This window comes from Paraflavitalea sp. (assembly GCF_059502485.1).
This window is the reverse complement of the sequence record NZ_JCACET010000008.1, coordinates 1,780,202-1,805,684: the sequence shown is the minus strand read 5'-3', so window position 1 is coordinate 1,805,684 and position 25,483 is coordinate 1,780,202. Positions and strand designations below refer to the sequence as shown.

The following is a 25,483-nucleotide window of genomic DNA, read 5'->3' as shown; positions in this document are numbered from 1 at the left end:
AGGGAAAAAACTTATTTATTGGCAAAAAATATCCGGCTCATCTGGGTAGGTGTAATGCCCAGGTAGGCGGCAATATGATGTTTCTTGAGTCGCTTTACCAGCTCAGGGTATTTATCCAAAAACTCATCATATCGTACTTTGGCTGAGTCGTTGCGGAGGGAAACCTCGTAGGGCTCTTTATCGATGATCCAATGTTGCTCCATGTAGCGGATGTAGAATGCAGCTATATCTTTGTGAGTGGCTACCAGTTTTTTAAACTCCTGAAAGTCGTATTCGAGTACCGTAGTATCTTCCAATGCAGTGATGGTAAACAGGCTTTCAGACCTGGTAAGTGTGGCAGGAATGGAGCCGGCAATCCTGCCTTCCGGGAAAAAGTATTTGATCACCGTATCGCCTTCATGGGTGATATAATACTGAGAGAATAATCCTTTGACAATAAAGGCCACCTTTCTGGGTACTTGTCCTGTCCGGATAAAGTCTTCGCCCTTAGTGTACGTTTTTTCCTTCAGTAAAGTACTCCATGCGGTAATTGCTTCGCTGCCAAGCGGAACATAAGTATTTATCTTTTGGAAAAACTTGTCGATTTTCATACAACGGCGTTTTTATAATACTCAATCATCGCAGAGAGCTTAACGTCTGATATACCAAACTTATACAGGTTAAGTTTCTCCATTGTTTTGTCCTTTTTAAAAAGGATTAAATAAAAGTTGGTTGTACGACCTTCCTGCACATTCATTATGCAGGTTTCCACTATTTCACTCCATTTAATAGGCCGGTGATCGACACTGATGGAGTCTTTGTTGAGGATTAGGGTGTAAATGTATTTCTTGTTGAAGAAGGAATTATAGATCACTATGCAGATAATAAATGTGATAAAGAGCAGCGGGAGAAAGAAACTAAAAAACAATGTTGTATTCCCCAATAGCAATTTCAGAAACCCTAGCCAAAACAAGCTTAAAAATAGGATAATGACGGCTGCAATGGTTTTATCTGTAAGAGATGGCCTTATTACTGTTGCCTCTTTATATTTTCCGGATTTTGTGGATCGGGCAATAAGTTTTGTCGTTTCGACCTTCGGATAATTTTGCACCAACCTATCAAACCAGGTCATTTTCTGTTCTTCAGCTTTGATAAAGTCATCTACAATGGGCATACAGTCAGGAAATTACTATAAAATACGCAGAATGGAGGTTATTCAAGCCTGCTTTTGGTGCTTATCGCGTTTACTACCTGCTGTATGCTTTGGGCAACGATTTCCGGATTATCGTTTTGTACATAATGGCCACTCTTAGGATCGAGGATGAATTTCGAATTACCGGATAGCGAAGTAAGTTCTTCGATCTGGGTGTCGCGTTCAGCCCTTAATTGTTTCCATTGGTCATCGGGTGTTCCAGGTGGCTGTTTTCTTATTCCTGCTCCTATAATGATCGTTGGCCTGTTTTTAAGTTGTTGTTTGTTCTTCAGGCTTGCTGCATACATCTGCTGAAATTCTTCTGCCATGTAATCGGCTGTGGAATCGTATTGGTTGCTTACTTTATTTTCCAACTGGGGTTTGGGTATTGGTTTACCGGTGGCTTTCTCCCGTAACCGGGTCCACCCACCGTATCGAATACTCCCCAGCATGCTACTCTCATGTGTAGGATCTACCAGTACCAGTCCTTTGATGTTCTTGCCGTAACGTTCTGTGTACATTCTAACGAGCAGGCCACCGATCGATTGGCCTACCAGTATAACCGGTCCTTTTATCTTAGCTTTTTCCAGCAGTTTATGCAGCTCAAAAACTTCCTGCTCCATAGTCCGTGGAAGTGGTCCGGGTTCACTTTTTCCTGTGCCTGCCCTGTCATAGGCAAGGGTATGGTAGTCTGGCGGAAGGGTGGCGATCACCTTCGTCCAATCCCGCGCGCCGCCACCGGCCCCGGATTCGAAAACAATCGTGAAGGGCGCATCCCGATTGCCCTTTTCGCTGATAAACAATTTATGGAAGCCAATATCGATCATTCTCTCTCCAGCCGTGTCGGGTACCGATCCTACTTGTGCATTCACCTGGATTGAAAAAATGGCTACGAAACCGGCCAGTAAAATGGCTGCTTTGTTATGGAATATGGCATTGAGTGGCATATAGAAAATACACGATTTTCAGCGACATGTTGCATGGAGGCACACTAACCTATATTGCTCATAAACAGCCTGATATGGCATCGTTTCCGCTGGCACAGTTTTGTTATGTACTCTCCTGAACCAAAATTTGCCCCATGACACAGAAGAATGATCTTAAAAATGATCCTAAGAATGACAAGGACGAATCTCCATTAGCGCCCGATCCTGAGACGCTTCACAAAACTGACCCGCAAGAAAATATGGAGGGCCCTATTTCTTCTCTTGTACAGAAAGGAAAGGAAACCATGGAGAAAAAAGGTGGTGAGATACCCGATGATGATGACGAGGCTAAATAGTCTTGTTTGCAGGTACACTATCAGTTGAACGATTGTCTGAATTCGCCAGGTGAAACATTCGTCTTGCGCTTGAATATCTTATTAAAGGACTGGGGGTGTTCAAACCCTAGTATATAAGCTATCTCCGACACGCTCAGGCTCGTAGTGCTCAGTATTTCTTTTGCTTTATCGATCAGCTTTTGCTGGATATGCTGTTGCGTATTTAAGCCGGTAAGCTGGCGAAGCATATCGCTCAGGTACCTGGGTGACACCTGCAGTTTATCAGTGATGTATTGCACAGAGGGCGGGCCTTTCATCAAGGCTTCGTTGTTATTGAAATAATCATTTAGTAATTGCTCCATTTGCGCCAGCAGATCGTTGTGTACTGCTTTGCGTGTAATGAACTGGCGGTTGTAAAAACGATTGCTGTAGTTCAGCAGCAGTTCTATTTGCGATACTAATACATCCTGGCTGAAATTGTCTATGGGCAGGGATAACTCTTGTCCGATATTCTCAAACACCGTATCGATCACTGTCTTTTCTTTGTCGGACAGGTAGAGTGCTTCAGCAACGGAATAAGAAAAGAAGCCATATGTTTTGATCATCTTTGCCAACGGGTAGTTCCTTATAAAGTCAGGGTGAAATAATAGGGTGTGCCCTGCATAATTCTGTTCTCCTTCACCCGCTGAGATCAACTGGTTGGGTGATACGAATGACAAGCCGCCTTCATCAAAATCATAATACCCCTGGCCATATCTTATTTTTCCTTTCAGGTGGTGCTTGAATGATATCTTGTAGAAATTAAGCATTAGCCCTTTCTCCATTTGCTGCGTATCGGCTTTGATATCCTTGTAATCTACCAGGGCAATAAGGGGGTGAAGGGGCTTAGGTAAGCCCAACGCACGCGTCAGTGTAGTAATTGAATCAAATACAAAGGGTGTTGCTTTTTCCTCTTTTTTCATGATGCTTCTTTTAAAGCATGAAAACCTGTTAGCAGGTCTTCATACAAAATTAGTCATTATAACGCTGCCTTACTGTAAGGGCTTTTCAGGTGCAGGTATTTGCCTATGGCAATCCTGTGGTCTTCCGGTCCTTCTTTCAATCGCCGGGCATACGTGCTCACCGCATCATCGCCTGCCATGTAGCGAAGCTGATCTTTGCCATCTGTGGCGGCTTCATATACAACAGCAGCAATAGCATCCGCTTCTGTAAACTTCATCAAAGTGCCGTCTGTAAACCCTTCCACCATGCGGGCATTTAAGGCTTCATAGCCTTTACTGTCTACTACATCCATTACCTGCGTAAAGTTGCTTTTGATGCCACCCGGTGCTACTGTTTTAATGCCAATATTGAACGCAGCGAGGTCGTACCACATGCCTTCGCTCCAGCCTTCCAACGCCCACTTGCTGGCGCTGTATACTGAAGAAAGTGGTGTGGAAGCCACCCCACAAATAGACGTGGTGGTAATAAAGAGGCCTTTGCGCCTTTCTTTAAACCAGGGAATGAATGCTTTTGCTACTCTGAATGTTCCAAACACGTTGGTATCAAACTGGTTGATGATCTGGGCTTCTGTATAGCTTTCTATAGGCCCTATCAGTCCATATCCGGCGTTATTGAATACCACATCAACAGGTCCTTGTTCGATCACCTGCTGCACGGTGGCGTTTACCTGTGCTTCGCTGGTAACATCCAATGGTAACAGGGTCACATTTTCCAGTTGTGATAATTCTGTTTCTTTTGATGGATTGCGCATAGTGGCAATCACTTTCCAGCCTTTTGATTGAAATAATTTGGCAGTGGCTTTGCCCAGGCCCGCAGAAGCGCCTGTAATAAAGATCGTTTTCATTGTTTAACTTTTGTCGTTTGTATTACGACACAAAGTTGGGCTGCCGCACAGAGATGTTTGTAGCCAGGTTGGTATATGTTGTAGCCGGATTGGTAATTCTATTTCTTCTTTCCTTTTTGATTCCAGAAAATAAAAGTGCCTCTGTCTGTAGGAGAAACAATATCGATAGCTCCATCACGATTAAGGTCAGCAGCCAATATATCTGAACCGCCTCCCGAACGATTATGCACCAGCTCGGGAATAAATTCAGCGCCTCCCGGTGCTTTGGCATTGCGCACCGTACGATACACGTAGATCACTGGCGCGCCATAGGGATCAGGGTCAAAGTAATTGTCGAGGTGGGAATAATAACGTTTACCGGCAATGAAGTCTGTTATTCCATCGCCGTCAATATCGGCAAAAGCTGTTCCATGTATTTGTGAGAAAGTGACATTACCGGCGTTTTTTGCAGCATAGTCATCGCTGATGATGTGTTGCACAAAGCTGCTATTCCCGGCGGCATCGCGCTTTTGTTCGTACCAGCCCAATCCAAAGCCATGGGCGTTGAGCGAAGTGACCACATCGTTCAGCTTGTCGCCATTTACGTCGTATACTCCTATTACAGCACCACCCGCGCCCGTGCTGCGGTGGCCGTAGCGGGCAAATGCCTGCGGATGATATGTCCACAAGCCTGTAGTGGCAGTAGCCGGTTGCTCCCACCAGCCATTGGGATTGAGGATGTCCATGCGTCCATCGCCATTGATATCTCCTACTCCAATGCCGTGCGCCATAGCATACCCTTTTTCCGAGATCACCTGTACTTTCCATGGTTTGGTGGCATCTGATTCATCTGGTTTGGCATAGCACATAGCTCCGCCCGTACCAAATACCAACTCGGGGTTATTGTCTCCATCGATGTCTTTAAACACCGTGATCTCCGATTGCACAGCTGGTATGACCTCATACTTATCCCACCGGCGGGAGTTATTGCCGGGATTGATGTACACCGTAGCAACGGGTGGACCACTCAATATATCCGGCCAACCATCGGCATTGAAATCAAATACGTATTGACAGTTGACAGCCGTAAAATCTTTAGAGGGATTGAGTGGTACAGCAATAAATATTTCACGGTAACGTGTGTAGTCAGGCCCGAAGTAGATATAAGGCCCAGAAACAATATCTGTAATGCCATCTTTGTTGAAGTCTCCTGCAGCAGCTCCCCAAGAATAATACATATCGTTGATGCGTTGTACTTTGAAGCGGGGGGAAGATTGCTCAGCAGGCATGGTCCTCCTACCAATGTCTTTCAGAAAGAGCTGCTTAAAAGACACTTCTCCGCTGCCGCCTACATACAATGCCACCTGTCCGAAGCCTGCTGCTTTATCGTCTGTAGCTGCGGCCGACTCGCGACCGTCATTGAAGAAAGCACGAATGATGTCAGCATCCATGAAGAGTTCTACAAGTTTCCATTCACCAGGACGTACTGTAGTCACCGGCCGTTCCAATGGCAATGATGGGCGGGGTGCTGCAGACTGATTACCGCGCTGGTTGTTTCGAGCTGCTACATTGCGCGCGGCCTGTGATGTATCGGGTGGTGGCGCCAGCCGGATAATGCTACCGGTAGTACGCAAGGGTTCTTTTTGTATGATAGCACCGGTAGCATCGATGATCACTTTATAGTGGCCTGTTTGTTCTCCGGTAATAGACACCAGTATACCCTGCCATCCGTCGTTGCGCTTTTCCAGCCGCACCAGGAAGCCGGCCTCTGCACCGGCTCCTGCTTTGAACATAGCATGCAGCGCTACATCCTGGTAAGATTGGCTGAAGAGCAGTGTGCCGCCTTTGGCGCCGGAAGGCACAGTAGCTATGACCTCTCCGTTTTGCGCCTGCCAACGTGCACCGCCTTGTGGTATCCATTGACTGCTCAATGTTCCTTTAAAAATATAATCGGGGACAAAGCTGAGTCCGCCACCGGTAGCCAGCTTGCTCAGATCGTCCTGGGCAAAAGATAAGGTTAAGGATACAGCAAGCAGTAACGTTAGTAGCGTTCTCATCTTATTTGATATTATTTTTCACATGGGTAACCAGCCAGTCGGCTACTTTCTCAAAATCTACATCGAGGTAGTCCGGGCTCCATTGTTCTACGGAATAGATGCCTTTGAACCCAAGACGCTCTGCCATTTGCACACAGGCATCGAAATCATATGACAGGTGTTCTATCTGTCCGTTGAAATTCATCGCCTTGGCTGAAATAAAATAAGCATAGGGCATGATCTTTTCCAGTGAAGCCATCGCTGTAGCACGTGGATAATTGCCGAAGTCGGGCAAGGTGTAAATATTGGGGCCTGCTTCTTTGATGATCTTTATGTGCAGGTCGGTATTCATTTCAATGCCGAAATGGTTTTCGGTGAGGAGTACCAGCTTTTTACTTTTTGCATATTGCGCCAGCTCTTTCATGGAGCGGATACTTTGATCGATGGAGCCTTTGGCCCGTCCGGGATTTACCCGCACACAGGTGGAGCCCAGGTACGCAACGGCATCCATCCATTGCTTTACATGCGTCACGCTCTTTTGCCGCTCTTCTTCATTGGCCGCTGCTACGTCATAATCACTGTCTACCTGCACATTGACCAGTTTGGAACCGGATGCTTTGAGCTTTTCTTTGAGCTGTGTGAGGTATGGTTGTTCGAGTGATTCGAAGTGATTGCTCCAGAACTCCACTTGCCGCATACCGAATCGTTGCTTGTAGTATGCAGGTACCTCCAGCAGTGTTAATTCATTCGTAATGGTGCTGATCTCTTTAGGCTTGGTTTGTTTAAAACGGTAACGAAACAGCACCGTCCCCATGGCAATGCGTTCGTTTTTATCGGCCGGCATCCAGTCGCGTGCAAAGGAAGGCAATACCCAGATGGATAGGGCCAGTTTGGATGAACCTTCAATGAAGTCTCTTCTGTTCATAAAAAAAGTTTACTGTTTTATGTAGCCAGAGGCTACGGAATAGGCTCACTCGCCAGAGGCGAGCGAGTGAAATCATTTCGGAAGTGCGTATACTACATAGCTGGCAGGTAATATGCCTGGCAGTTTCGACCTGTCTTCGCTTTCATCTGTAAAGGGTGCTGTAGCGCTTACTACAATGTATTGACGTCCTTTCACTTCATACATGGCCGGAAGTCCCTGCGTTTCGCGTGGCAATGCGGCCGTCCAAAGTATTTTACCGTTCTCTGTATCGATGGCGTACAGCATACCTCCCTTGGAAGTAGCGAAAAGAATACCGGTGGATGTTACAATCATGCCTTTTCGTTGTGTGCCGATCGGTACACCGGTATTGGCGCCGCCTTTCTTAGCAATGCGTATATCCTGCCCGATGGGTATTCTCCATTTGATGGCGCCCTTGTTGAGGTCATACGCTACAATGGAAGACCATACCGGGCTCATGAGGTTGGAATATTGTAAACCGTAATCGGTTGTGTACCGGTTTGCGGGAACGTTCAATCCCGCCGGATAATCGCGCATGCCATTCTGCGGCCGGCCACGTACAGGGTTGAAAGAACTGTCGAGCGTTACGCCACCGGAATCAACTACCGGTCCTTCAGGTAATGTACGCTTTATTGTCTGCTGTCCGCCACCACGCGGCTGTGCACCTCTGTTGCCAGCCATGAATGCATAAAGGCCCGCCATCGTTTTATCGTCTATGTGCTGGAAGCCGGGCATGGGTCCTTTCCCTACAATCACTACTTCTTTGAATTTATCGAAAGGAATGCGGTCGCCAATATCACGGAGGGCCGGGCCTGCTGCACCCTGTCTTTCAGCGCCATGACAAGCCTGGCAGAATTGCTGGTAGACAGTCTCAATCTTTTTGGTTTCTGCTTCGGAAGTAAGTACCGGTCTTTCCTGTACTTTCTCCAATTTGAAAACAGAGGGATAATCCTGCGTGGCTACATATACGATACCCGTGTAAGGATTGGCTGCTGTGTTGCCAAGGTTGGCACCTCCTACTGCGCCGGGAATGATGATGGTTTCGTATTTATCGGAAGGTGGTGTATAAAATCCTGTACGCCCACTGTCGATCCTGCGTTTCCATTTTGCTTTTTCTTCGGATGTGAAGTATGGGTTGATGTCATCCGCTTTTACCACCTGCCGGGTGAAAGGTGGTAATACCGTAGGGAATGGCTGTGTAGGCCATGTCTTTTCGCCCGGCATTTCACTGGCAGGCACCGGCCTTTCTTCAACCGGCCAAAGTGGTTTGCCGGTAACACGATCGAAAGCAAACATGAATCCCTGCTTGGTAGCTTGTGCCACTGCCGCAATCTTTTTTCCTTTGTGCTCTGCTGTTATCAGTTGCGGTGCAGCAGTAAGATCATAATCCCAGAGGTCATGGTGCGTGAGCTGAAAATGCCAAAGTCTTTTGCCCGTGCGTGCATCCAGCGCCAGCAGGCAATCGCTAAAGAGGTTGCTACCCTCACGGTCGGCGCCATAATAATCATAGGTAGGAGAACCCACCGGGAAATAAGCAATGCCACGCTCTTCATCTACCGATATCTCGCCCCAGGTATTCGCGGCGCCCACATACTTGTAAGCGTCCTTTGGCCAGGTCTCGTATCCATATTCACCGGGATGCGGAATAGTGCGGAAGGTCCAGACCAGTTTACCGGTAACTACATTGTAAGCGCGAAGATGACCGGGTGGTGAGAAGTAGTTTTCTCCGGGTGAGGAACCCAGCAGGATAAGGTCTTTAAAAATAACGCCGGGCGTATTCGATTGTACCCGACCCACAGTAGCAGGATCGCGATCGAGCCCTTCCTTGAGGTTCACATAACCATTGGTGCCAAAGTTTTGAATGGATTTACCCGTAGCGGCATCGATGGCCTGCAGCGTATTGCGCATAGTGAAGAGGATACGCCTGTCCTTTTTGTCTTTGCTCTCCCAATAGTTGATGCCCCGCCAGGCAATACCCTCGAGATTGGCATGTATCCACAATTCTTTACCGGTAACTGCATGCAGGGCTACGAGGGAATTGTTTTTGGCCAACACGTACATGACCGTGTCCACAATGATGGGACTGAAGAGGTATTGATTGTTGTCGCTGGTGGGATAATGCCAGGCTACCTGTAGCTGGTTTACGTTGTCTTTGGTGATCTGGGTAAGGTCTACGTATTTGGACTGATCGGCCCCACCTCCATAATTTTCCCAGGTGCGGTATTGGGGTTTGGGCTCCGGCGGTGTACTCATCATACAACCGGCAATAATGATCAGCAGTACGGCCCCTGTCGCAAGGATGGTTCTTTTGCGTTGGCGCGGCAATCGTTGGCAAACATTCATACGGGATATTCTTCGTTTTGGCTATTCCGGAATGTTGTGTAAGTAAGGATTACAGCATTAAAATTTTACTAACCAGTGTATTAATCGGGAGGAATTAATCAAAAAAACATCCATATTAAGAATAAAACTATCGCCGCGAAGACGGTAAGGCGTCAAATTATATCAGTGTCATTGCCAGTTGAGCTGCTGTGTTCGTTGTGGGTGGGGTAAAGCCCTCCAATGATAACAGGTATGCTTTTGCTTCCAGTCCGCCGGCAAAACCGGTGAGGCTGCCGTTGGCGCCAATAACCCGGTGACAGGGCACAATGATCGAAACGGGGTTTCTGCCATTGGCTGCTCCTACTGCGCGTACTGCTTTCGGATTCCCAAGCTGATTGGCTATCTGCTGGTAATTGCGTGTTTCACCGTGGGGAATGGTGGTGAGTGCTTCCCACACCTGCTGCTGAAAGGGTGTTCCGATCATGTCGAGCGGTAATGAAAAGGTATTGCGGTTGCCTGCAAAGTATTCCTGCAATTGCCGTTCTGCTTCCAGTAATACGGGGTGTTGTTCATTTGCTTCTTCCGCTTTGGCGTGTACACGGTTGGGCTTGTCGTTTTCCCACAACACGGCAGCCAATCCTTTGCTGCTGGCGATCAGCGTGAGCCTGCCGACAGGTGAAGGCATGTATTTAAAAGCGTAGTTCATAATTGTAATTTTAAAATGATACCACAAATTTACTGCTTGCTATAGGGGTTTAACAACCTGCTTCTTGCGGTACTTTAAAGGGCCATCTGCGGCTTGTAGCCCGCCCTGAATGCTTCTACTGCCGAGCGTGGGGTTAACACAGTTAGTGTTACTGCCGGTAATGCCATGTGCTGTTCATACCCTGCAGGTGTCCATAAAAATAGCTGTTGCTCTTTCAGCAGATAAGGCTTCTTATCAACCATTACAAAGATACCATCCGGAAGGTTGGCTGCGTTCGATCCAAAGGTGCGTTTTTCTCCGTGGTCATCTCTACGTTCTTTATACAGTACCTTATCGATTTCACCAATAGGTGTTTTCATATTGAACTCATATTGCGGATTGCCTTTTATCCAGCAGGCTTTAAAATGGGTAGCCGCTTCTCTCCGGCATTCAAAGCATGGCCGATGGCCCGCAGCAAAAGCAGTGGCTTCATCCAGAAAGAAAAGTTCCGTCCAGTGATTGGGTCGCATGATCGGTCTTTTCCTGTCTTTGAATTCCAGTTTGCAAATGATCCAGGCCTGCAGTTTAAATGGGCGAACGATTTCCTGCTGCTCATTGTGCAGCACTCCTCTATTACCCATCCACGCACCTCTTGCAGGTGTCCTGATCAGGTTACCTAATGGATCAACCCTGTTTTGTAACATAGCTTTCATAAAGAAAGATCCCGCTCCGTTTCCGGAAGCGGGATCTTTATAAGCAATTAATGTTGTTATTACATGGCAGCAAGTTGCACTTTCTGTTGTAGTTCCATAACGCTTTCGCGGAAAGTGCTATCCGTATCCATCAAATCTTTTACAGTCTGGCAGGAGTGAATAACCGTAGTGTGGTCACGGCCGCCAAAATGCTCACCGATGGTTTTTAATGAATTCTTGGTAAAGGCTTTGGCAAGGTACATAGTGATCTGCCTTGCCTGCACGATCTCCCGTTTCCGGGTCTTTTGCAGCAATTTGTCGTAGGATACATCGAAGTACTCACAGACCATTTTCTGTATGGTTTCGATGGTAATTTCTTTGCTACTTGTTTTCACAAAATTACGGAGTACGCGTTTAGCTAAATCGAGGTCAATTTCACGCTTATTTAGCGAAGATTGTGCCAATAATGAGATCAGTGCACCCTCCAGCTCCCGTACGTTGCTATTGATATTATAAGCGAGGTATTTCACTACTTCACGGGGCATTTCCAGGCCGTCGTTCTTCATCTTCCTATCAAGTATCTCGATACGGGTTTCATAATCAGGCACCTGCAGGTCGGCGCTCAATCCCCAACGGAAACGGCTTAACAAGCGCTCCTGAACACCTTCGAGGTCCTTGGGAGGTTTATCGGAAGTAAGGATCAGCTGTTTACCGCTCTGGTGGAGGTGGTTGAAGATGGCGAAGAAGGCATCCTGTGACTTCTCGGCTCTGTTAAAGAACTGTACATCATCGATGATGAGCACGTCTACCAGCTGGTAGAAGTGGATGAAGTCGTTGATGGCATTATTGCGGCTATGGTCCTGAAACTGGTTGATGAATTTTTCTGAGCTTACATATAATACCACTTTGTTGGCATGCATGCGTTTTACATCATTACCAATGGCCTGGGCCAGGTGGGTTTTACCCAAACCTACGCCTCCATATATAACCAGTGGATTGAATGAGCTGGCACCGGGTTTTTCTCCTACCGTTTTACCGGCACGGCGTGCTACGCGGTTGCTATCGCCTTCTACAAAGTTCTCGAAGGTATATATAGGATTCAGCTGCGGATCGATCTGCATCTTCTTCAAGCCCGGTATTACGAACGGGTTCTTGACGGGATTGTGTATGATCAGCGGGAAATCCATTTCATTGCTGGAATATGTTTTGTAGCCATGCGTAGGGATATCCATCGTTAACGGCTTGTTATTATGATTGCCGCTGTCTACCATGATGCGATATTCCAGTTGTGCTTCTTTACCTAATACTCTACGCAAAGTCTTGGCCAATAAATTTACATAATGCTCTTCGAGGTACTCATAAAAGAACTGGCTGGGAACCTGTATCACCAACACATTACCTTTTATCTCCACGGGTTTAATCGGCTCGAACCATGTTTTGAAATGTTGCCACTCAACGATGTCCTTTATTATCTCCAAACAATTTATCCAAACTTTATCAAAAGACTTTGTCATTATGCTGAAAGCAGTTTATTATGTTGAGTTAAGATTATTAACTGACACTAATCACGGGGCCTTGAAAACCGTGTTTTTCTATGGATGTTGGATAATGCTATACTTCCAAAAAAAGTTTTGCAGGGGTGCGAATATCAAAATTTTAAATTGAATAAAAAATTTTTTATTCCCTTGTTTTTTCGACTTCATGCACAGATACTAACTCTACAAATTTGCTGCCCGATTTTTTAAAAAAGAATATGTTTGTTGGCAATGATCTGTGGTTACTTACAACATCCCTGTATCACAATCAGTTCTTAAGGTTTTAATCATCTTTTACTGCAAATAGAATTGCAACAAACTACGTGAATTGATAAAACAAGTAAGCGGTGCCAACTTATTTTATCTTATAACTGCCATCAAAGCTTTTGCTGCTAAGTATACAAGGTTTTAATAACCGGCTACTGTCACCGGCTACTGGTTGAGTTGTCCATTGAATAAGCTCTCTACACTGTGCTACTAAAAATGTCCGGGTGGTTTTGCAGGAATTCCTTATGAAGAAAGAAAAGGATGCGATATTGTACAAGAATGCTTTCTTCATATAATAAGCTGTGATGCTATTGAAGATACAAATTATTTAATACGGACCGCATATTGTTCAAACTTTTTTTGGGTGTCCTATTTAAAATAAATATTTGGTCGCTTCATCTGCAAAACCAGGAAAAAAAGTTAACTTATATATTACCCATTTCCGGGTATAAATACTCACCATCTTCAGGGTAAACCACAACAGATAGTCTTATAGTCTTGCTTATCAACTGACTTAAATCATATGCAATCAGCAGTAGTGTTGTTTCTATATATTAGCTATTTTTGCACTTCAGCAAGATTGACATTATTGTCAGTTATTTCATCAAACCGATTTTTAGGTTAACTGCCTAACATCATGCAACAACAATGTACACTGAAACTGCTGCCAGCCGAAGCAGCATCTGCCTCGATAGTGCAGCAATATGCGGCCTCCCATTTCAGCGTTCCCGTTTCGTCTATCAGCGGCTATCATATTCTTAAACAATCGATCGATGCCAGGAGCAGGCAACCCTGGATACTGCTCACTATCCGCGTTTTCATCAATGAACCATTCGTGGAACGTTCACATCTTGAGCTTGCTTTGCAAGATGTATCGAAAGCTCCCCAGAAAGTAATAGTTGTTGGAGCGGGGCCAGCTGGCTTGTTTGCTGCTCTCAAACTCATCGAGGCAGGCATACAACCCATATTGCTGGAGCGTGGTAAAGATGTACGTTCCCGTCGCAGGGACCTTGCGCAGTTGAATAAAGAAGGCATCATCAATCCCGAAAGCAACTATTGTTTTGGAGAAGGAGGCGCCGGCACGTATAGTGATGGAAAGCTTTATACCCGCAGCACCAAACGGGGTGATGTGAACCGTATCCTCAACATCCTGGTACAATTTGGCGCAGAGGACAAGATATTGTATGATGCTCATCCGCATGTAGGCACCAATAAGCTGCCCCAGATCATTACTGCCATGCGTGAAAAAATAGTGGACTGTGGCGGTGTCTTTCTCTTTGAAAAAAAGGTTACCGACTTTATACTTCATGACAATAGCATAACAGCTGTAAAAACAGCCGATGGTGATACATTCGAAGGAGCAGCTGTCATATTGGCTACTGGTCACTCGGCCAGGGATATATTTATACTGTTACATGAGAAGAACATATTGATCGAAGCCAAACCATTTGCGTTGGGTGTACGCATTGAACATCCGCAACAACTCATCGACAGTATTCAATATCATTGTACCACCCGCGATGCTTTGTTGCCTCCTGCGTCCTACAGTCTTGTTCAGCAAGTGAATGAGCGGGGTGTATTCTCTTTCTGCATGTGCCCGGGTGGTATTATTGCGCCTGCTGCTACCAGTGCCGGAGAATTGGTGGTGAATGGCTGGTCGCCTTCCAAACGGAATAATCCTTTTGCCAACTCGGGCATGGTAGTGTCTGTGGAGTTGCAGGATATTGCAGCAGCTGGCAGCAAAAAGGGAGCCGTTCCCAAAAATGGATTGCAAAATCCCTTATCGGCGATGTACTTTCAACAAGCCGTAGAGAAAAAGGCTTTTGACTATGGAGGCGGCCAATTTGTGGCGCCTGCCCAGCGTATGGCTGACTTTGTGGATCAAAAGGTATCTGCCAGCCTACCCGACAACTCTTACTTACCCGGCCTTAACGCCGCACCGCTTAATGAAGTATTGCCCGGCTTTGTGCATTATGCGCTTAAAAACGCTTTCCGGGAGTTTGGCAAAAAAATGAAGGGCTACTTTACTAATGAGGCCGTAGTAGTGGCTACCGAATCGAGAACCTCCTCGCCAGTACGTATTCCCCGCGACCCTGAAACGCTGCAACACCCGCAGGTGAGCGGCTTATATCCCTGTGCCGAAGGCGCTGGATATGCCGGCGGCATTGTGAGCGCCGCCATGGATGGAGAGCGGGTGGTGGATGAGATTGTTAAGGTTCTTAACAAAAATTAAGCTTATCCTGTAATAAAACGCGCTTTCCGGCTACTAAATAGCGGTTTCTGTATCTTTCCGGCCACTCACTGGCCTGTTCCAACTTAAAACCGTAATACATGAATATACTGGAGGTAAACAACCTTAAGAAGTATTATGCTACGCAAAAAGCCGTAGATGATATCAGCTTTACGCTTGCCCCTGGCAGCATCTTTGGCCTGCTGGGACCGAATGGCGCTGGTAAAACCACCCTTATCCGGATGCTTACTGGTATCACTTATCCTGATGAAGGGCAGATCATTTTCAATGGCCGTCCTTTCGACCCGGTCAATGATATTCTGAAAATTGGTTATATGCCCGAAGAAAGAGGGCTGTATAAGAAAATGAAGATCGGTGAACAGGCTTTGTATCTGGCCCGTTTGAAGGGCCTTGGCAAACTGGAAGCCATGGAAAACATCAGGGGATGGTTCACGCGCTTCGAAATGCAGAGCTGGTGGAACAAGAAAGTGGAAGACCTCAGTAAGGGTATGAGCCAGAAACTCCAGTTTGTAACTACTGTATTGCATGACCCCAAGCTGATCATACTGGATGAGCCCTTCAGTGGCCTCGACCCCGTCAATGCCAATATGATCAAAGAAGAGATCTTCCGTCTGGCGAAGAATGGCGCCAGCATCATCTTCAGTACTCACCGGATGAAAGAAGTGGAAGAGATCTGCGATCACATCATTCTTGTCAATAAAGGCCGCAAAATATTGGATGGCACTGTAAGGCAGGTAAAACAACAGTTCAAGGAAAACCTGTTCACCATCAGCCTCGATACGATACCACCAACCATCAACACTTCAGCATTTGATGTGCAGGAGCGCAAAGACGATACACTGGTAGTAAAAATAAAAGATGGTCACAAGCCCAATGAAGTGCTACAGCACTTCCTGGCAGAAGGGGTAAACATCACTGCCTTCTCCGAGGTGTTGCCTTCTCTCAATGACATCTTCATTAAGCTTGTAGGTGATACTCCTACGACCAGACAATTTGAAAAAGTAACTGCCTAAACTTATTATATGAATAAAACCTGGATTGTTGCACAACGGGAATTCAATAGCAGGGTAAAGAAGAAAACTTTCCTGCTTAGTACCATCTTGTTTCCGGTACTTCTTTTCGGTTTCTACGCCTTAATGATCTATTTCTCTGTAAAGGGAAATGACGACCTGAAGATTGCCGTAGCCGATAAAGCCAATGTATTCAACGGAAAACTGGAAAGTGATGACGATGTACAGTTCGTCCTCATGCATGATTCCACCAAAGCTATCCTCGAAAAGAAGGTAGCCAATAAAGAAGTGAGTGGTTATATATATGTTCCGGAAGACTTCAATGTGTCTTCTGACAACCTGAACATCTATTATGGTAAAACCATTGGTATGATCAGCCAGGAGCGCATCACACGCCGCCTCAACAAACTGCTGGAGCAAAAGCGGTTGTTATCGCTCAATATTACACAGGCACAACTGGATAGTGCCCGCAAAAGTTCAGCCATAGAGTTCAAACCTGCTTCCGGCGAGAAAGAACCCAGCAAATCAAAAGTTGGAATAGCCTATGCTGTAGGGTACACATCCGGATTTCTTATTTATATTATCCTGTTCATCTATGGCACCATGGTAATGCGTGGTGTAATGGAAGAAAAAACAAACCGTATTGCCGAGGTGATCGTGAGCAGTGTAAAACCCTTCCAACTGATGATGGGAAAGATAATAGGTATTGGCGCCGTTGGCCTGCTACAATTCATTATCTGGATAACCCTGGGCATAGTAGCCACCGCCCTGATACCGCTATTGACAAACGGTGGCGATACCAGTGCTGTGCAGGGTGTACCTGGTGCCAATGCTATGGTGCAGGCATCACAAAACAATCCGCTTACTGCTATCATGGGCAGTATCAACTTTTCGCTTCTGCTCCCGTGCTTCCTGTTCTACTTCCTGGGCGGCTACCTATTGTATTCATCGCTGTTTGCAGCAGTAGGCAGTTCGGTAAATGAAGACCCACAGGATGCTCAAAGCCTGCTGCTGCCGGTGATGATGCCGATCTTCTTTGCCATTGTGATCATGACCAAGGCTGTGAATGCCCCCACCAGTGGCCTCTCCGTATTTGGCAGCTTGTTCCCGCTCACTTCGCCCGTGGTAATGATGGCGCGGATAGCGCATGGTGTACCTGATGGTGTAACTGTGTGGGAGCTTATCTTAAGTATGGTATTCCTCATCATAGGATTTATGGGCACCACCTGGATAGCGGGTAAAATATACCGTACCGGCATCCTGATGTATGGTAAAAAACCTACCTGGAAAGAGATGTGGAAGTGGGCTTTTAGGAAAGCATAATTCAAGGCAACGAGGCATAAAGGCATTGAGGCAACGAGGGAAACTTCGTTGCCTTTTTATTTCTTTATACAAGACATGACGCTGAATAGCGTCTAAAATAACTTTATTGCTCACCACAATACCTAACTCATGAGAAAATGGTCGCTTCTATTGCTATTGACAGCCTCCTCCTATACCCTTTTTGCGCAAACCATCGTACAACGTGATCCCGTTATTGAAAAGATGGTATCGGAAGTCAACGCGGACAGTCTCAAAAGCTATATCACCCAAATGGTAGCCTTCGGCACCCGCAATACGCTCAGCATCCAAACCGATCCCAAGCGAGGAATCGGTGCAGCCCGGCTATGGGTGTTGAGCAAGTTCAATGAATTTGCCAAAAAATCAGGTGGTAAACTTACCGCCCTCATCGATACCACTACCCTGCAGCCCGATGGCCGCCGTGTGGATGCCCCCCTGTTGCTGGGCAACGTAGTAGCCACGCTCAAAGGCAGCGACCCCAACGATGACCGTATCTTTCTCATCAGTGGCCACCTCGATAATATGCGTACCAGCGTAATGGACCGTACCGGCGATGCGCCCGGCGCTAACGATGATGCCAGTGGTGTGGCGGCAGTAATAGAATGCGCACGTATCATGAGCCAGCGCAGCTTTCCAGCTACTATCATCTTCATCGCTGTAAGTGGTGAAGAGCAGGGATTGCTGGGCGCCAGGTTCATGGCGGACAAAAGCAAGAAGGACAATAAGAATATAGAGGCTGTGCTGAACAACGATATCATGGGCAGCAACAACAGCAGCGAGACCAACATCATCAACAATACCAAAATACGCGTGTTCAGCGAAGGCCTGCCCGCTTATAGACTGGACAGTGTGGCTAATAATATCCGCAATCTTGGCCTGGAGAATGACGGAAAGGCACGCCAGCTGGCCCGCTATGTAAAAGAAACCGGTGAGCGCTATGTAGATAATCTTGAAGTAGTGCTTATCTATCGCAACGACCGTTTTCTGCGTGGTGGAGATCACACTCCTTATGTGCAGAATGGTTATGCTGCTGTACGCATTACGGAAATGAATGAGAACTATTATCACCAGCACCAGGATGTAAGAAAGGAAAATGGCATCCAGTATGGCGATCTCATCGAGTTCATGGACTTTGAATACCTGCGCAAGAATACAGCCATGAACCTGAGCAGCCTGGCCAACCTGGCCAAATCGCCCGGTATGCCGCAGGAGGTGAAAATAGAGGTACGTCGCCTCACCAATTATTCTATCCTCAGCTGGAAAGCGCCTAAATACGGTAAGCCCAAAGGATATTATATACTGATGCGCGAAACCAACTGGCCTTTCTGGCAGAAAAAGACTTTTACCACCCAGACGGAGTTCCAGCTCCCTTATTCCAAAGACAATTACTTCTTTGCTGTTCAATCAGTAGCAGAAGACGGGAATGAGAGCCTGCCGGTAGTTCCGGGTGTAGGACGATAGACATATTAAGGAAAACCCAGCATGGGGTGGTAAGTGGCTGACTTACCGCCCCTTTTTTTGCCCCATTCCCACTCTTTTTAAAAAAATCTTCCACCACCTATCCCGCTCCGTGCAACATTTTACGAAACGAATCGTACTTTAATACGAAACACATCGTATTCATAAACCTGAACAAATCATTTGCACATGAAAATCAATAGCACGTATGTTCGTTGGGGTATCCCCACACTTGGCGTAGCAGCCGCTTTAGCGCTTGTAGCCTGGGCAGGAGGCCCTCAACAACCCACCACCGGAAAGCAACTGGCTCAGGATACGGTGCCTGCCAAAAGGGGTAAGGCAATCCGTGAGGCCAACGAAAAGGACCTCGATAAAGAAATACGTCAACTTGAACAGGCTAAAGAAAATCTAAAAGACGTAGATTGGGATAAGATCCAGCAAAGCGTAGATGATGCCGTCAAGAACATTGATTTCAGCAAGATCCAGGAGCAGATCGACGAGGCCATGAAGCACGTAGACATGGAAAAGATCAACCGCCAGGTAGAAGCTTCCCTGAAAAGCATCGACTTTGAGAAAATACAGGAACAGGTCAATGAGTCGCTGAAAAACGTTGATACCTATATCGACAAGGAGGAGATCAAAAAGGAGCTGGACGAAGCCAGGAAGGAAGTAGAAAAGGAACTGAAAAATAGCAAGGAGTGGAAAAAAGATTGGGAAGCCACTAAAAAAGCCAACAAAGAAGAGATACAAAGTGCGCTGGAAAAATCCAGGAAAGAAGTGGCCAAAGCCATGGAAAAACTGGACAAAGAAAAACTGAACTGGAAAGACAAGATGAAAGATGCCTGGGAAGGCATCGACAAAGCCACAGAAGAATTTAAAGGCTACCAGGAAATGATCTACAGCATGGAGAAAGAGGGCTTACTCAGCACCAAAAGTGATTATACAATCAAGTACAAGGATGGAGAACTGACTGTTAACGGCAAGAAACAATCAGACGAAGTAGTGAGCAAGTACAAGAAGTATTTCAAACATGATAAAGTAACCATTCGCAAAGAAGACGGCGATATGGACATCGATACTGATCACAAAGATTTCGATTAACTCTTTTTTCTCGTGAGTTTAATTTACACGGGGCTGTTCTCAGCCTCGTTTTTTTTGCCCCTGATCGAAGCATATGCTACCAGGCTGATTACATTATATACCCAATAAAGGTCAATTGATTCTCCGTTGATCTTCCACTATCTAACGGAAGATGAACGGAGGATCAATGGAGGATGAATGGAGAATGAACGGAAAAACAATATAGGTTGAATGACCTTACATGGGTAGTATTAGCCTGCTTGACCCTAATAAAAAAGCGGTCCCGCCGAATGGCGGGACCGCTTTAAAGCTTTTATGTACGACCCGGAAGAGTTATTCGCTATCCATCATGCGCAACGGATGAAATACATCGCTTTCATCGTCTCCTCCTTCATTGGTGATGTCGAAATTCAATTTAAGGGGAACACCTTCTTTGAGTGTAACGCCTTCTTTGCGGAAGGTCTTATAACCTTTCTTTTCGAGTATGATGATCAATTCGCCGGCAGGCATTTGTGGCACTTTGAAATTGCCGGCAGCATCGGTAACAAACTCTTTCTTATCCTGACCTTTTCCAGCGGAGATAGAAACTGTAACTCCCTGTACCGGCTTTTTGGATCCTGATTCGGATACCATTCCTGAAATAGCAGGTTCGGGTTTGCCGCGATCATTGCCGTTGTTAGCTTTGGTTAGCAAGGCAAGAGGAAGCATTGCTGCGAGCAATAGTAGATGTTTCTTTCCTCTCATACAATTAGCGTTTAAAAGGTTGGGAAGTAATGTTGCTGCCGCTCATCACTGTTATCTTATGCTCATCCTTGATACAGACACGTAGCCATTAAGAATGTTGCATATTTGATCAGAAAGTTACTTATTCTTCCCCACTTCCCGACGCCGGTCATGGAAATTATTTACCGAACTTATCAAGATTCTCCGAGGTCGATTTCCGTGTTGTCGCCAATGTTCAGGCTGCGGCTTTCGCCCTTTACTTCGGTATCGCTGCCGATGAGGGAGGTGGTGAGCACAATATCATACAGGTCGGCAAAGGAGCCGATGATTGAGTCCTTGATAATGGAGTAATTGATGGTGGTTTTTTCCCCGATGGTCACGTTGGGGCCTATGATGGAGTTTTTGATATTACACCCTTTGGCAATACTTACCGGAGGGATTATGATGGTGTTATCGAGGCTATGTTCCGGGGCTATTACGCCGCCAAACTTCTTGAGCAGGGTAGCATTGGATTCCAGCAAGGTTTCTTTCTTTCCGCAATCGAACCAGTTTTGCACCTTAAAGGGCTGAAACTTAGCTCCTTGCTGTATCATGCACTCCAGCGCGTCGGTGATGCTGAATTCTCCGCGGCTCATTACCTGGTTGCGGATATTGTTTTCCAGGCAGTTGAACAGCAGGTTCGTCTCTTTGATGCGGTAGATACCTACCAGCGCCATGTTCGATTTGGGGATCTGTGGTTTTTCTACCACCCGGCTGATGAAACCGTCTTCGCCCATTTCGGCCACGCCGAAATTGCGCGGGTCATCCACTCTTTTAACGCCCAATACGGAACCCGGCATGTCCAGCACCTGCTTTACGTCGTACTCACAAATGGTATCACCCAACACGATGAAGACCTCATCATCGGCCACCAGGTTGCGCGTAAGCTGAATAGCATGACCAATGCCATGCCGCTCGCTCTGGTACACGAAATGGGCCTGCAGATCGGGATATTTTTCTTTTACGTAATCCTGGATCTTCTCACCCAGATAACCGACAATAAAGATGAACTCATTGATGCCGGCATCCTTCAACTGATCAACGATAATGCTAAGAATGGTCTTTCCAGCAAGCGGTATCAGTGCCTTGGGTTGTGTATATGTATGAGGACGTAACTTGGTGCCCGCACCAGCTACGGGAATGATCGCTTTCATTTGAAAAACAAGTAGTTTGTTTTTTCGAAGCCGTGAAAATAAAGAAAATTATCCGTACAGCTATTTTTGAGTAAATGAATGAGACTATTGGCAATTTATTCCTGTTTTCTGTCAATTTTTATATAAGAATCTCTTTACCTGTTTCTTTCAATTGAAGTACTTTTGCGCCATGCAAAAAGATACCTTGGTTTTTGACCTTATTAATCAGGAACTTGAACGCCAACGTCATGGCATAGAACTCATCGCCTCGGAAAACTTTACTTCCTTGCAGGTAATGCAGGCCATGGGCACAGTACTAACCAACAAATATGCAGAAGGCTATCCCAGCAAGCGCTATTATGGTGGTTGTGAAATCGTAGACCAGGTAGAACAGCTGGCTATCGACCGGTTAAAACAAATATTCAAATTAAGCTGGGCCAACGTACAACCTCATAGCGGCGCACAAGCCAATATGGCTGTATTCCAGGCCTGCCTGAAGCCCGGCGATAAGATCCTGGGCCTCGACCTGAGCATGGGTGGTCACCTTACCCATGGCAGCCCGGCCAACGTGAGCGGCAAGATTTATACAGCCCTCCACTACGGCGTGAAAAAAGAGACCGGCCTCGTAGATTACGAGCAGCTGGAATCTGTGGCCCGCGCAGAAAAGCCTAAAATGATCATCTGTGGCGCTTCTGCTTATAGCCGCGATTGGGATTATGCCCGCATCCGCGCTGTAGCCGACGAAATTGGCGCCTTGGTGCTGGCTGATATCGCCCACCCTGCTGGCCTTATCGCCAAAGGATTGCTCAACGATCCATTTGATCATTGTCATATCGTTACTTCCACCACCCATAAAACCCTTCGTGGTCCCCGCGGTGGTATCATCATGGTTCGCCATGACTTCGAGAACCCCTTCGGTCTCAAGGACCCCAAAGGCAATACACGTACCATCACTGCCCTGCTCGATCTCGCCGTATTCCCCGGCATTCAGGGTGGTCCGCTGGAACACGTGATCGCTGCCAAGGCCATTTCTTTCGGCGAGATACTGACCGATGAATTCCTTGCTTATGGCAAGCAAATCCTGGCCAACGCACAGGCTATGGCCAAGTCATTTGTAAACCGTGGTTATGACCTCATCAGCCAGGGTACGGATAACCACCTGATGCTGATCGACCTGCGCAACAAAAACCTTACTGGTAAAAAAGCACAGGAAACGCTGGACAAAGCACACATCACTCTGAATAAGAACGCTGTTCCTTTCGATGACAAGAGCCCATTCGTAACCAGCGGTATCCGTGTAGGTGTTCCGGCCATCACTACCCGAGGTATGAAAGAAAGCGATATGGAAACAGTTGCTGCCTTTATCGACAAGGTGTTGATGAATGCAGATGACGAGAGCGTGATCAAAGCGGTGAAAGGAGATGTGCAAGCGTTCATGAAGCAGTTCCCGCTGTATCCTGAGCTTTAGGCATAAATTGGTTCGAATTGCTCAAATTGAGACGCTAAGACCATTGCGGCTTACAACATAGTGGAGGTGAGTTATCTATCGATAACTCACCTTTTTATTTATAGTTTGTGAAGTACCTTGTAATAAATAGTAGCGAACTGCGACTAATGATTAAACTTTATAGCCATGTTCACTTTAGGTTTTTTCGGATTGTTCGGCCTGTTATGTCTCGCCTTATGGATCTGGGCCATCGTAGATATTATCAATAGCCGTTTCCGTGAGGATTCTACCAAGATCATCTGGATATTGCTGGTCATCTTCCTGCCTTTCTTAGGCACGCTGCTGTACTTTGTTATCGGAAGAGAGCAAAGGCTGTAGGTATAGTCTTATACATCTACCACTTTTAAAAATCCCTGCTTATAACTTCTGCCCAGCGGCAGTTCAAAGCCATCTACGTTGATGAGGTCGTTATTGTAGCCTGATATTCTATCGATGGCAATGATATACGATTTGTGAATGCGCAGGAACTTGTTTTCCGGCAGCTTTTCTTCCATATAGCCCAGGCGCTGGTAAGTGATCAGTGGCTTATCGGTAGTCACGATCTTTACATAGTCCTTGATGCTTTCAATGTAGATGATATCTTTCAGGAAGACTTTCTTCACCTGCTTGTTTACCTTGAAATACATGTAGGCTTTTTCAAAAGCGTCAGGAGCCTGTTCAGGCGTTTCCGTCTGGCGCAGTAAAGTGTATTGGTTGTATTTGGCGATAGCCTTCAGGAAACGCTCAAACGAAACGGGCTTTACAATGTAATCCAATACATCCAGGTCGAAACCATCGGCAGCAAACTCGCGGTAGGCGGTGATCACAATGATCTTGGGCCGGTCGTGCAGCGCCCTGATGAGGTCGAGCCCCGTCATCTTCGGCATTTGTATGTCGAGCAACAACAAGTCAACCTTCGTCTTTTGTAAAAAACCAAAAGCCTCGATGGCATTGTTGCACTTGCCTACAATTTCAAGATCACCTACCCGCTCGATATACGTCGTGATCAGGTCCACCGCCGGTGGTTCATCATCCACCAACAAGCACTTTATTTTCATAGCCCATCGTTTTTATTTTAAGTACTGCCAGGAAGGTCTGGTCTTCATTGATGCATTTAAACTCATGGCGCTCGGGATATAATATTTCCAGCCGCCGCTTCACATTCTCCAGGCCGATGCCATTACGCTCACCATTGCATTTGCCATTGGACGGTTTACTATTCTCCACCTTGATGATGAGCCAACCATCATTACTTAAGATGTCCATCCGTATCCAGCAGGTATCGATCTCATTGCTTACCCCATGCTTAAAACAGTTCTCGATCAATGGCAGCAACAGGAAAGGAGAAATGGCAATATGTTTGGTATCGTTCAATACATTCACGGCAATATCCAGCCGATCACCATATCGTATTTTCTCCAGCTCGATATAATTGCTGATGTATTCAACTTCCTGCTCCAGTGGAATGAGTGTTCTGCGGCTGTCGTACAAGGTATAACTTAATAGCGATGATAATCGGTAAATAAGATTAGACGTATTAGGATTATTCTGGGTGGACAGTGAATAAATATTGTTCAACGTATTAAAAATAAAGTGGGGCTGTATCTGCGACTTCAACAGTTCAAGCTGCGCTTCTGCCTTATCTTTTTGCAAGGCTTGCGTAATACGCTGCTGCTCGTACCAGGCTTGCATAAAATAGAACATCACATTCAGCGCTACAATGAGGTAAGTACCTACAATTTCGAAGATGATCTTGGGTACAAAGAATAAAGGCTGCGCATCCCGCCAGGTTTGCGGATAAATAAAGTAATAATTCATGGTCCGCCGGGCAAACCCAAATATCAGCATGCTAATGATAAGTCCTATCCAGAAACTTCGTCTCTTTCCTGCGAGGTAATATTTCTTGATAAGTACATATGTGGTAAACATCGTGGCTACAAACAGCAACGGCGTGTATAAGGAGGAAATAATCAGGTGCTGCAGGTATTCACCATCATAGGCCGCATTGGCCAGCCATTCATACAGGAAGTAGCAGGTCCAGAAAATGACGTTTGTTCGGAATATCTTGTTCTTGAACATATAGATTATTACTATACTAAAGTTACCAAATTGTCAAGGTCAGCATTTATTTTATTCGACAAACGGCGTACATCGAAAATCTCTGCAAGCAGCGGTAGTATTGACTCTTAATCACGTTATACATCTAATACCCTACTAAAGCAACA

23 protein-coding genes and 1 pseudogene are annotated in these 25,483 nt (G+C 46.1%); 9 read left to right on the top strand and 15 right to left on the bottom strand.

The window, feature by feature from the left end; translation table 11 throughout:
- Nucleotides 1-11: 11 nt before the first annotated feature.
- Genes AC5JBY_RS10040 through AC5JBY_RS10030 form a run of 3 tightly spaced genes read right to left on the bottom strand, consistent with a single transcriptional unit; the run spans nucleotide 12 to nucleotide 2,118 of the window.
- Nucleotides 12-590 carry a Crp/Fnr family transcriptional regulator gene (locus AC5JBY_RS10040; RefSeq protein ID WP_495904444.1) on the bottom strand — a complete coding sequence of 193 codons (579 nt, stop codon included), beginning with the start codon at nucleotides 588-590 and terminating at the stop codon, nucleotides 12-14.
- Nucleotides 587-1,153, bottom strand: coding sequence for a hypothetical protein (locus tag AC5JBY_RS10035; protein ID WP_495904443.1), 567 nt, complete (start codon nucleotides 1,151-1,153; stop codon nucleotides 587-589). Before AC5JBY_RS10035 ends, AC5JBY_RS10040 begins: the two co-directional genes overlap by 4 nt.
- A gap of 38 nt (nucleotides 1,154-1,191) precedes the next feature.
- Nucleotides 1,192-2,118: an alpha/beta fold hydrolase gene (locus AC5JBY_RS10030; protein WP_495904442.1), complete on the bottom strand. Its 927-nt coding sequence runs from the start codon at nucleotides 2,116-2,118 to the stop codon at nucleotides 1,192-1,194.
- A 134-nt stretch (nucleotides 2,119-2,252) separates the two neighbouring features.
- On the opposite strand from AC5JBY_RS10030, the gene AC5JBY_RS10025 reads away from it, so the two are divergent.
- A complete protein-coding gene (locus tag AC5JBY_RS10025; protein WP_495904441.1) occupies nucleotides 2,253-2,453 on the top strand; it encodes a hypothetical protein in 201 nt (66 codons plus the stop codon).
- Between the two features lie 20 nt (nucleotides 2,454-2,473).
- Here the strand turns inward: AC5JBY_RS10025 and AC5JBY_RS10020 are convergent, their stop codons facing one another.
- The 8 genes from AC5JBY_RS10020 to dnaA form a co-directional block, all read right to left on the bottom strand.
- On the bottom strand, nucleotides 2,474-3,394 hold the full coding sequence (locus tag AC5JBY_RS10020) for a helix-turn-helix domain-containing protein (protein WP_495904440.1): 921 nt from the start codon (nucleotides 3,392-3,394) through the stop codon (nucleotides 2,474-2,476).
- Nucleotides 3,395-3,450: 56 nt separating this feature from the next.
- On the bottom strand, nucleotides 3,451-4,278 hold the full coding sequence (locus AC5JBY_RS10015) for an SDR family oxidoreductase (RefSeq protein ID WP_495904439.1): 828 nt from the start codon (nucleotides 4,276-4,278) through the stop codon (nucleotides 3,451-3,453).
- Nucleotides 4,279-4,376: 98 nt separating this feature from the next.
- Nucleotides 4,377-6,314: an FG-GAP repeat domain-containing protein gene (locus AC5JBY_RS10010; protein WP_495904438.1), complete on the bottom strand. Its 1,938-nt coding sequence runs from the start codon at nucleotides 6,312-6,314 to the stop codon at nucleotides 4,377-4,379.
- A 1-nt stretch (nucleotide 6,315) separates the two neighbouring features.
- A complete protein-coding gene (locus tag AC5JBY_RS10005) occupies nucleotides 6,316-7,218 on the bottom strand; it encodes a sugar phosphate isomerase/epimerase family protein (protein WP_495904437.1) in 903 nt (300 codons plus the stop codon).
- A 72-nt stretch (nucleotides 7,219-7,290) separates the two neighbouring features.
- Nucleotides 7,291-9,579 (bottom strand): outer membrane protein assembly factor BamB family protein, encoded by a 2,289-nt coding sequence (locus AC5JBY_RS10000; RefSeq protein WP_495904436.1) that lies wholly within the window; start codon nucleotides 9,577-9,579, stop codon nucleotides 7,291-7,293.
- A gap of 157 nt (nucleotides 9,580-9,736) precedes the next feature.
- Nucleotides 9,737-10,264 (bottom strand): methylated-DNA--[protein]-cysteine S-methyltransferase, encoded by a 528-nt coding sequence (locus AC5JBY_RS09995; protein WP_495904435.1) that lies wholly within the window; start codon nucleotides 10,262-10,264, stop codon nucleotides 9,737-9,739.
- A gap of 74 nt (nucleotides 10,265-10,338) precedes the next feature.
- The gene (locus tag AC5JBY_RS09990; protein WP_495904434.1) at nucleotides 10,339-10,956 is read right to left on the bottom strand and encodes a hypothetical protein; all 618 of its coding nucleotides are present in this window, start codon (nucleotides 10,954-10,956) and stop codon (nucleotides 10,339-10,341) included.
- A gap of 59 nt (nucleotides 10,957-11,015) precedes the next feature.
- Nucleotides 11,016-12,449, bottom strand: coding sequence for a chromosomal replication initiator protein DnaA (gene dnaA / locus AC5JBY_RS09985; RefSeq protein WP_495904433.1), 1,434 nt, complete (start codon nucleotides 12,447-12,449; stop codon nucleotides 11,016-11,018).
- Between the two features lie 925 nt (nucleotides 12,450-13,374).
- On the opposite strand from dnaA, the pseudogene AC5JBY_RS09980 reads away from it, so the two are divergent.
- From AC5JBY_RS09980 to AC5JBY_RS09955, 6 genes and pseudogenes are all read left to right on the top strand, one after another.
- Nucleotides 13,375-14,124 (top strand): annotated as a pseudogene (locus AC5JBY_RS09980) (NAD(P)/FAD-dependent oxidoreductase); the annotation flags it as partial.
- Between the two features lie 78 nt (nucleotides 14,125-14,202).
- On the top strand, nucleotides 14,203-14,970 hold the full coding sequence (locus AC5JBY_RS09975) for an NAD(P)/FAD-dependent oxidoreductase (protein WP_495905588.1): 768 nt from the start codon (nucleotides 14,203-14,205) through the stop codon (nucleotides 14,968-14,970).
- A 98-nt stretch (nucleotides 14,971-15,068) separates the two neighbouring features.
- Nucleotides 15,069-16,001 (top strand): ABC transporter ATP-binding protein, encoded by a 933-nt coding sequence (locus AC5JBY_RS09970; protein ID WP_495904432.1) that lies wholly within the window; start codon nucleotides 15,069-15,071, stop codon nucleotides 15,999-16,001.
- Nucleotides 16,002-16,010: 9 nt separating this feature from the next.
- Nucleotides 16,011-17,321: an ABC transporter permease gene (locus AC5JBY_RS09965; protein WP_495904431.1), complete on the top strand. Its 1,311-nt coding sequence runs from the start codon at nucleotides 16,011-16,013 to the stop codon at nucleotides 17,319-17,321.
- A 129-nt stretch (nucleotides 17,322-17,450) separates the two neighbouring features.
- Nucleotides 17,451-18,800 carry a M20/M25/M40 family metallo-hydrolase gene (locus AC5JBY_RS09960; RefSeq protein WP_495904430.1) on the top strand — a complete coding sequence of 450 codons (1,350 nt, stop codon included), beginning with the start codon at nucleotides 17,451-17,453 and terminating at the stop codon, nucleotides 18,798-18,800.
- A 186-nt stretch (nucleotides 18,801-18,986) separates the two neighbouring features.
- A complete protein-coding gene (locus AC5JBY_RS09955) occupies nucleotides 18,987-19,898 on the top strand; it encodes a hypothetical protein (RefSeq protein WP_495904429.1) in 912 nt (303 codons plus the stop codon).
- 312 nt (nucleotides 19,899-20,210) lie between these two features.
- Here the strand turns inward: AC5JBY_RS09955 and AC5JBY_RS09950 are convergent, their stop codons facing one another.
- Together AC5JBY_RS09950 and AC5JBY_RS09945 are read right to left on the bottom strand one after the other, a co-directional pair.
- Entirely contained in the window at nucleotides 20,211-20,621 is a 411-nt protein-coding gene (locus tag AC5JBY_RS09950; protein ID WP_495904428.1) for a carboxypeptidase-like regulatory domain-containing protein, read from the bottom strand.
- Nucleotides 20,622-20,794: 173 nt separating this feature from the next.
- Entirely contained in the window at nucleotides 20,795-21,793 is a 999-nt protein-coding gene (locus tag AC5JBY_RS09945; RefSeq protein WP_495904427.1) for a sugar phosphate nucleotidyltransferase, read from the bottom strand.
- 169 nt (nucleotides 21,794-21,962) lie between these two features.
- Here AC5JBY_RS09945 and glyA point away from each other — a divergent pair, with 169 nt between their 5' ends.
- Nucleotides 21,963-23,240 carry a serine hydroxymethyltransferase gene (gene glyA, locus AC5JBY_RS09940; RefSeq protein ID WP_495904426.1) on the top strand — a complete coding sequence of 426 codons (1,278 nt, stop codon included), beginning with the start codon at nucleotides 21,963-21,965 and terminating at the stop codon, nucleotides 23,238-23,240.
- Nucleotides 23,241-23,405: 165 nt separating this feature from the next.
- Nucleotides 23,406-23,597 (top strand): PLD nuclease N-terminal domain-containing protein, encoded by a 192-nt coding sequence (locus tag AC5JBY_RS09935; protein ID WP_495904425.1) that lies wholly within the window; start codon nucleotides 23,406-23,408, stop codon nucleotides 23,595-23,597.
- 8 nt (nucleotides 23,598-23,605) lie between these two features.
- Here AC5JBY_RS09935 and AC5JBY_RS09930 read toward each other — a convergent pair whose 3' ends face one another.
- Both AC5JBY_RS09930 and AC5JBY_RS09925 read right to left on the bottom strand, forming a co-directional pair.
- Nucleotides 23,606-24,316 carry a LytR/AlgR family response regulator transcription factor gene (locus AC5JBY_RS09930; protein ID WP_495904424.1) on the bottom strand — a complete coding sequence of 237 codons (711 nt, stop codon included), beginning with the start codon at nucleotides 24,314-24,316 and terminating at the stop codon, nucleotides 23,606-23,608.
- On the bottom strand, nucleotides 24,288-25,337 hold the full coding sequence (locus tag AC5JBY_RS09925; protein ID WP_495904423.1) for a sensor histidine kinase: 1,050 nt from the start codon (nucleotides 25,335-25,337) through the stop codon (nucleotides 24,288-24,290). Before AC5JBY_RS09925 ends, AC5JBY_RS09930 begins: the two co-directional genes overlap by 29 nt.
- Nucleotides 25,338-25,483 lie beyond the last annotated feature (146 nt).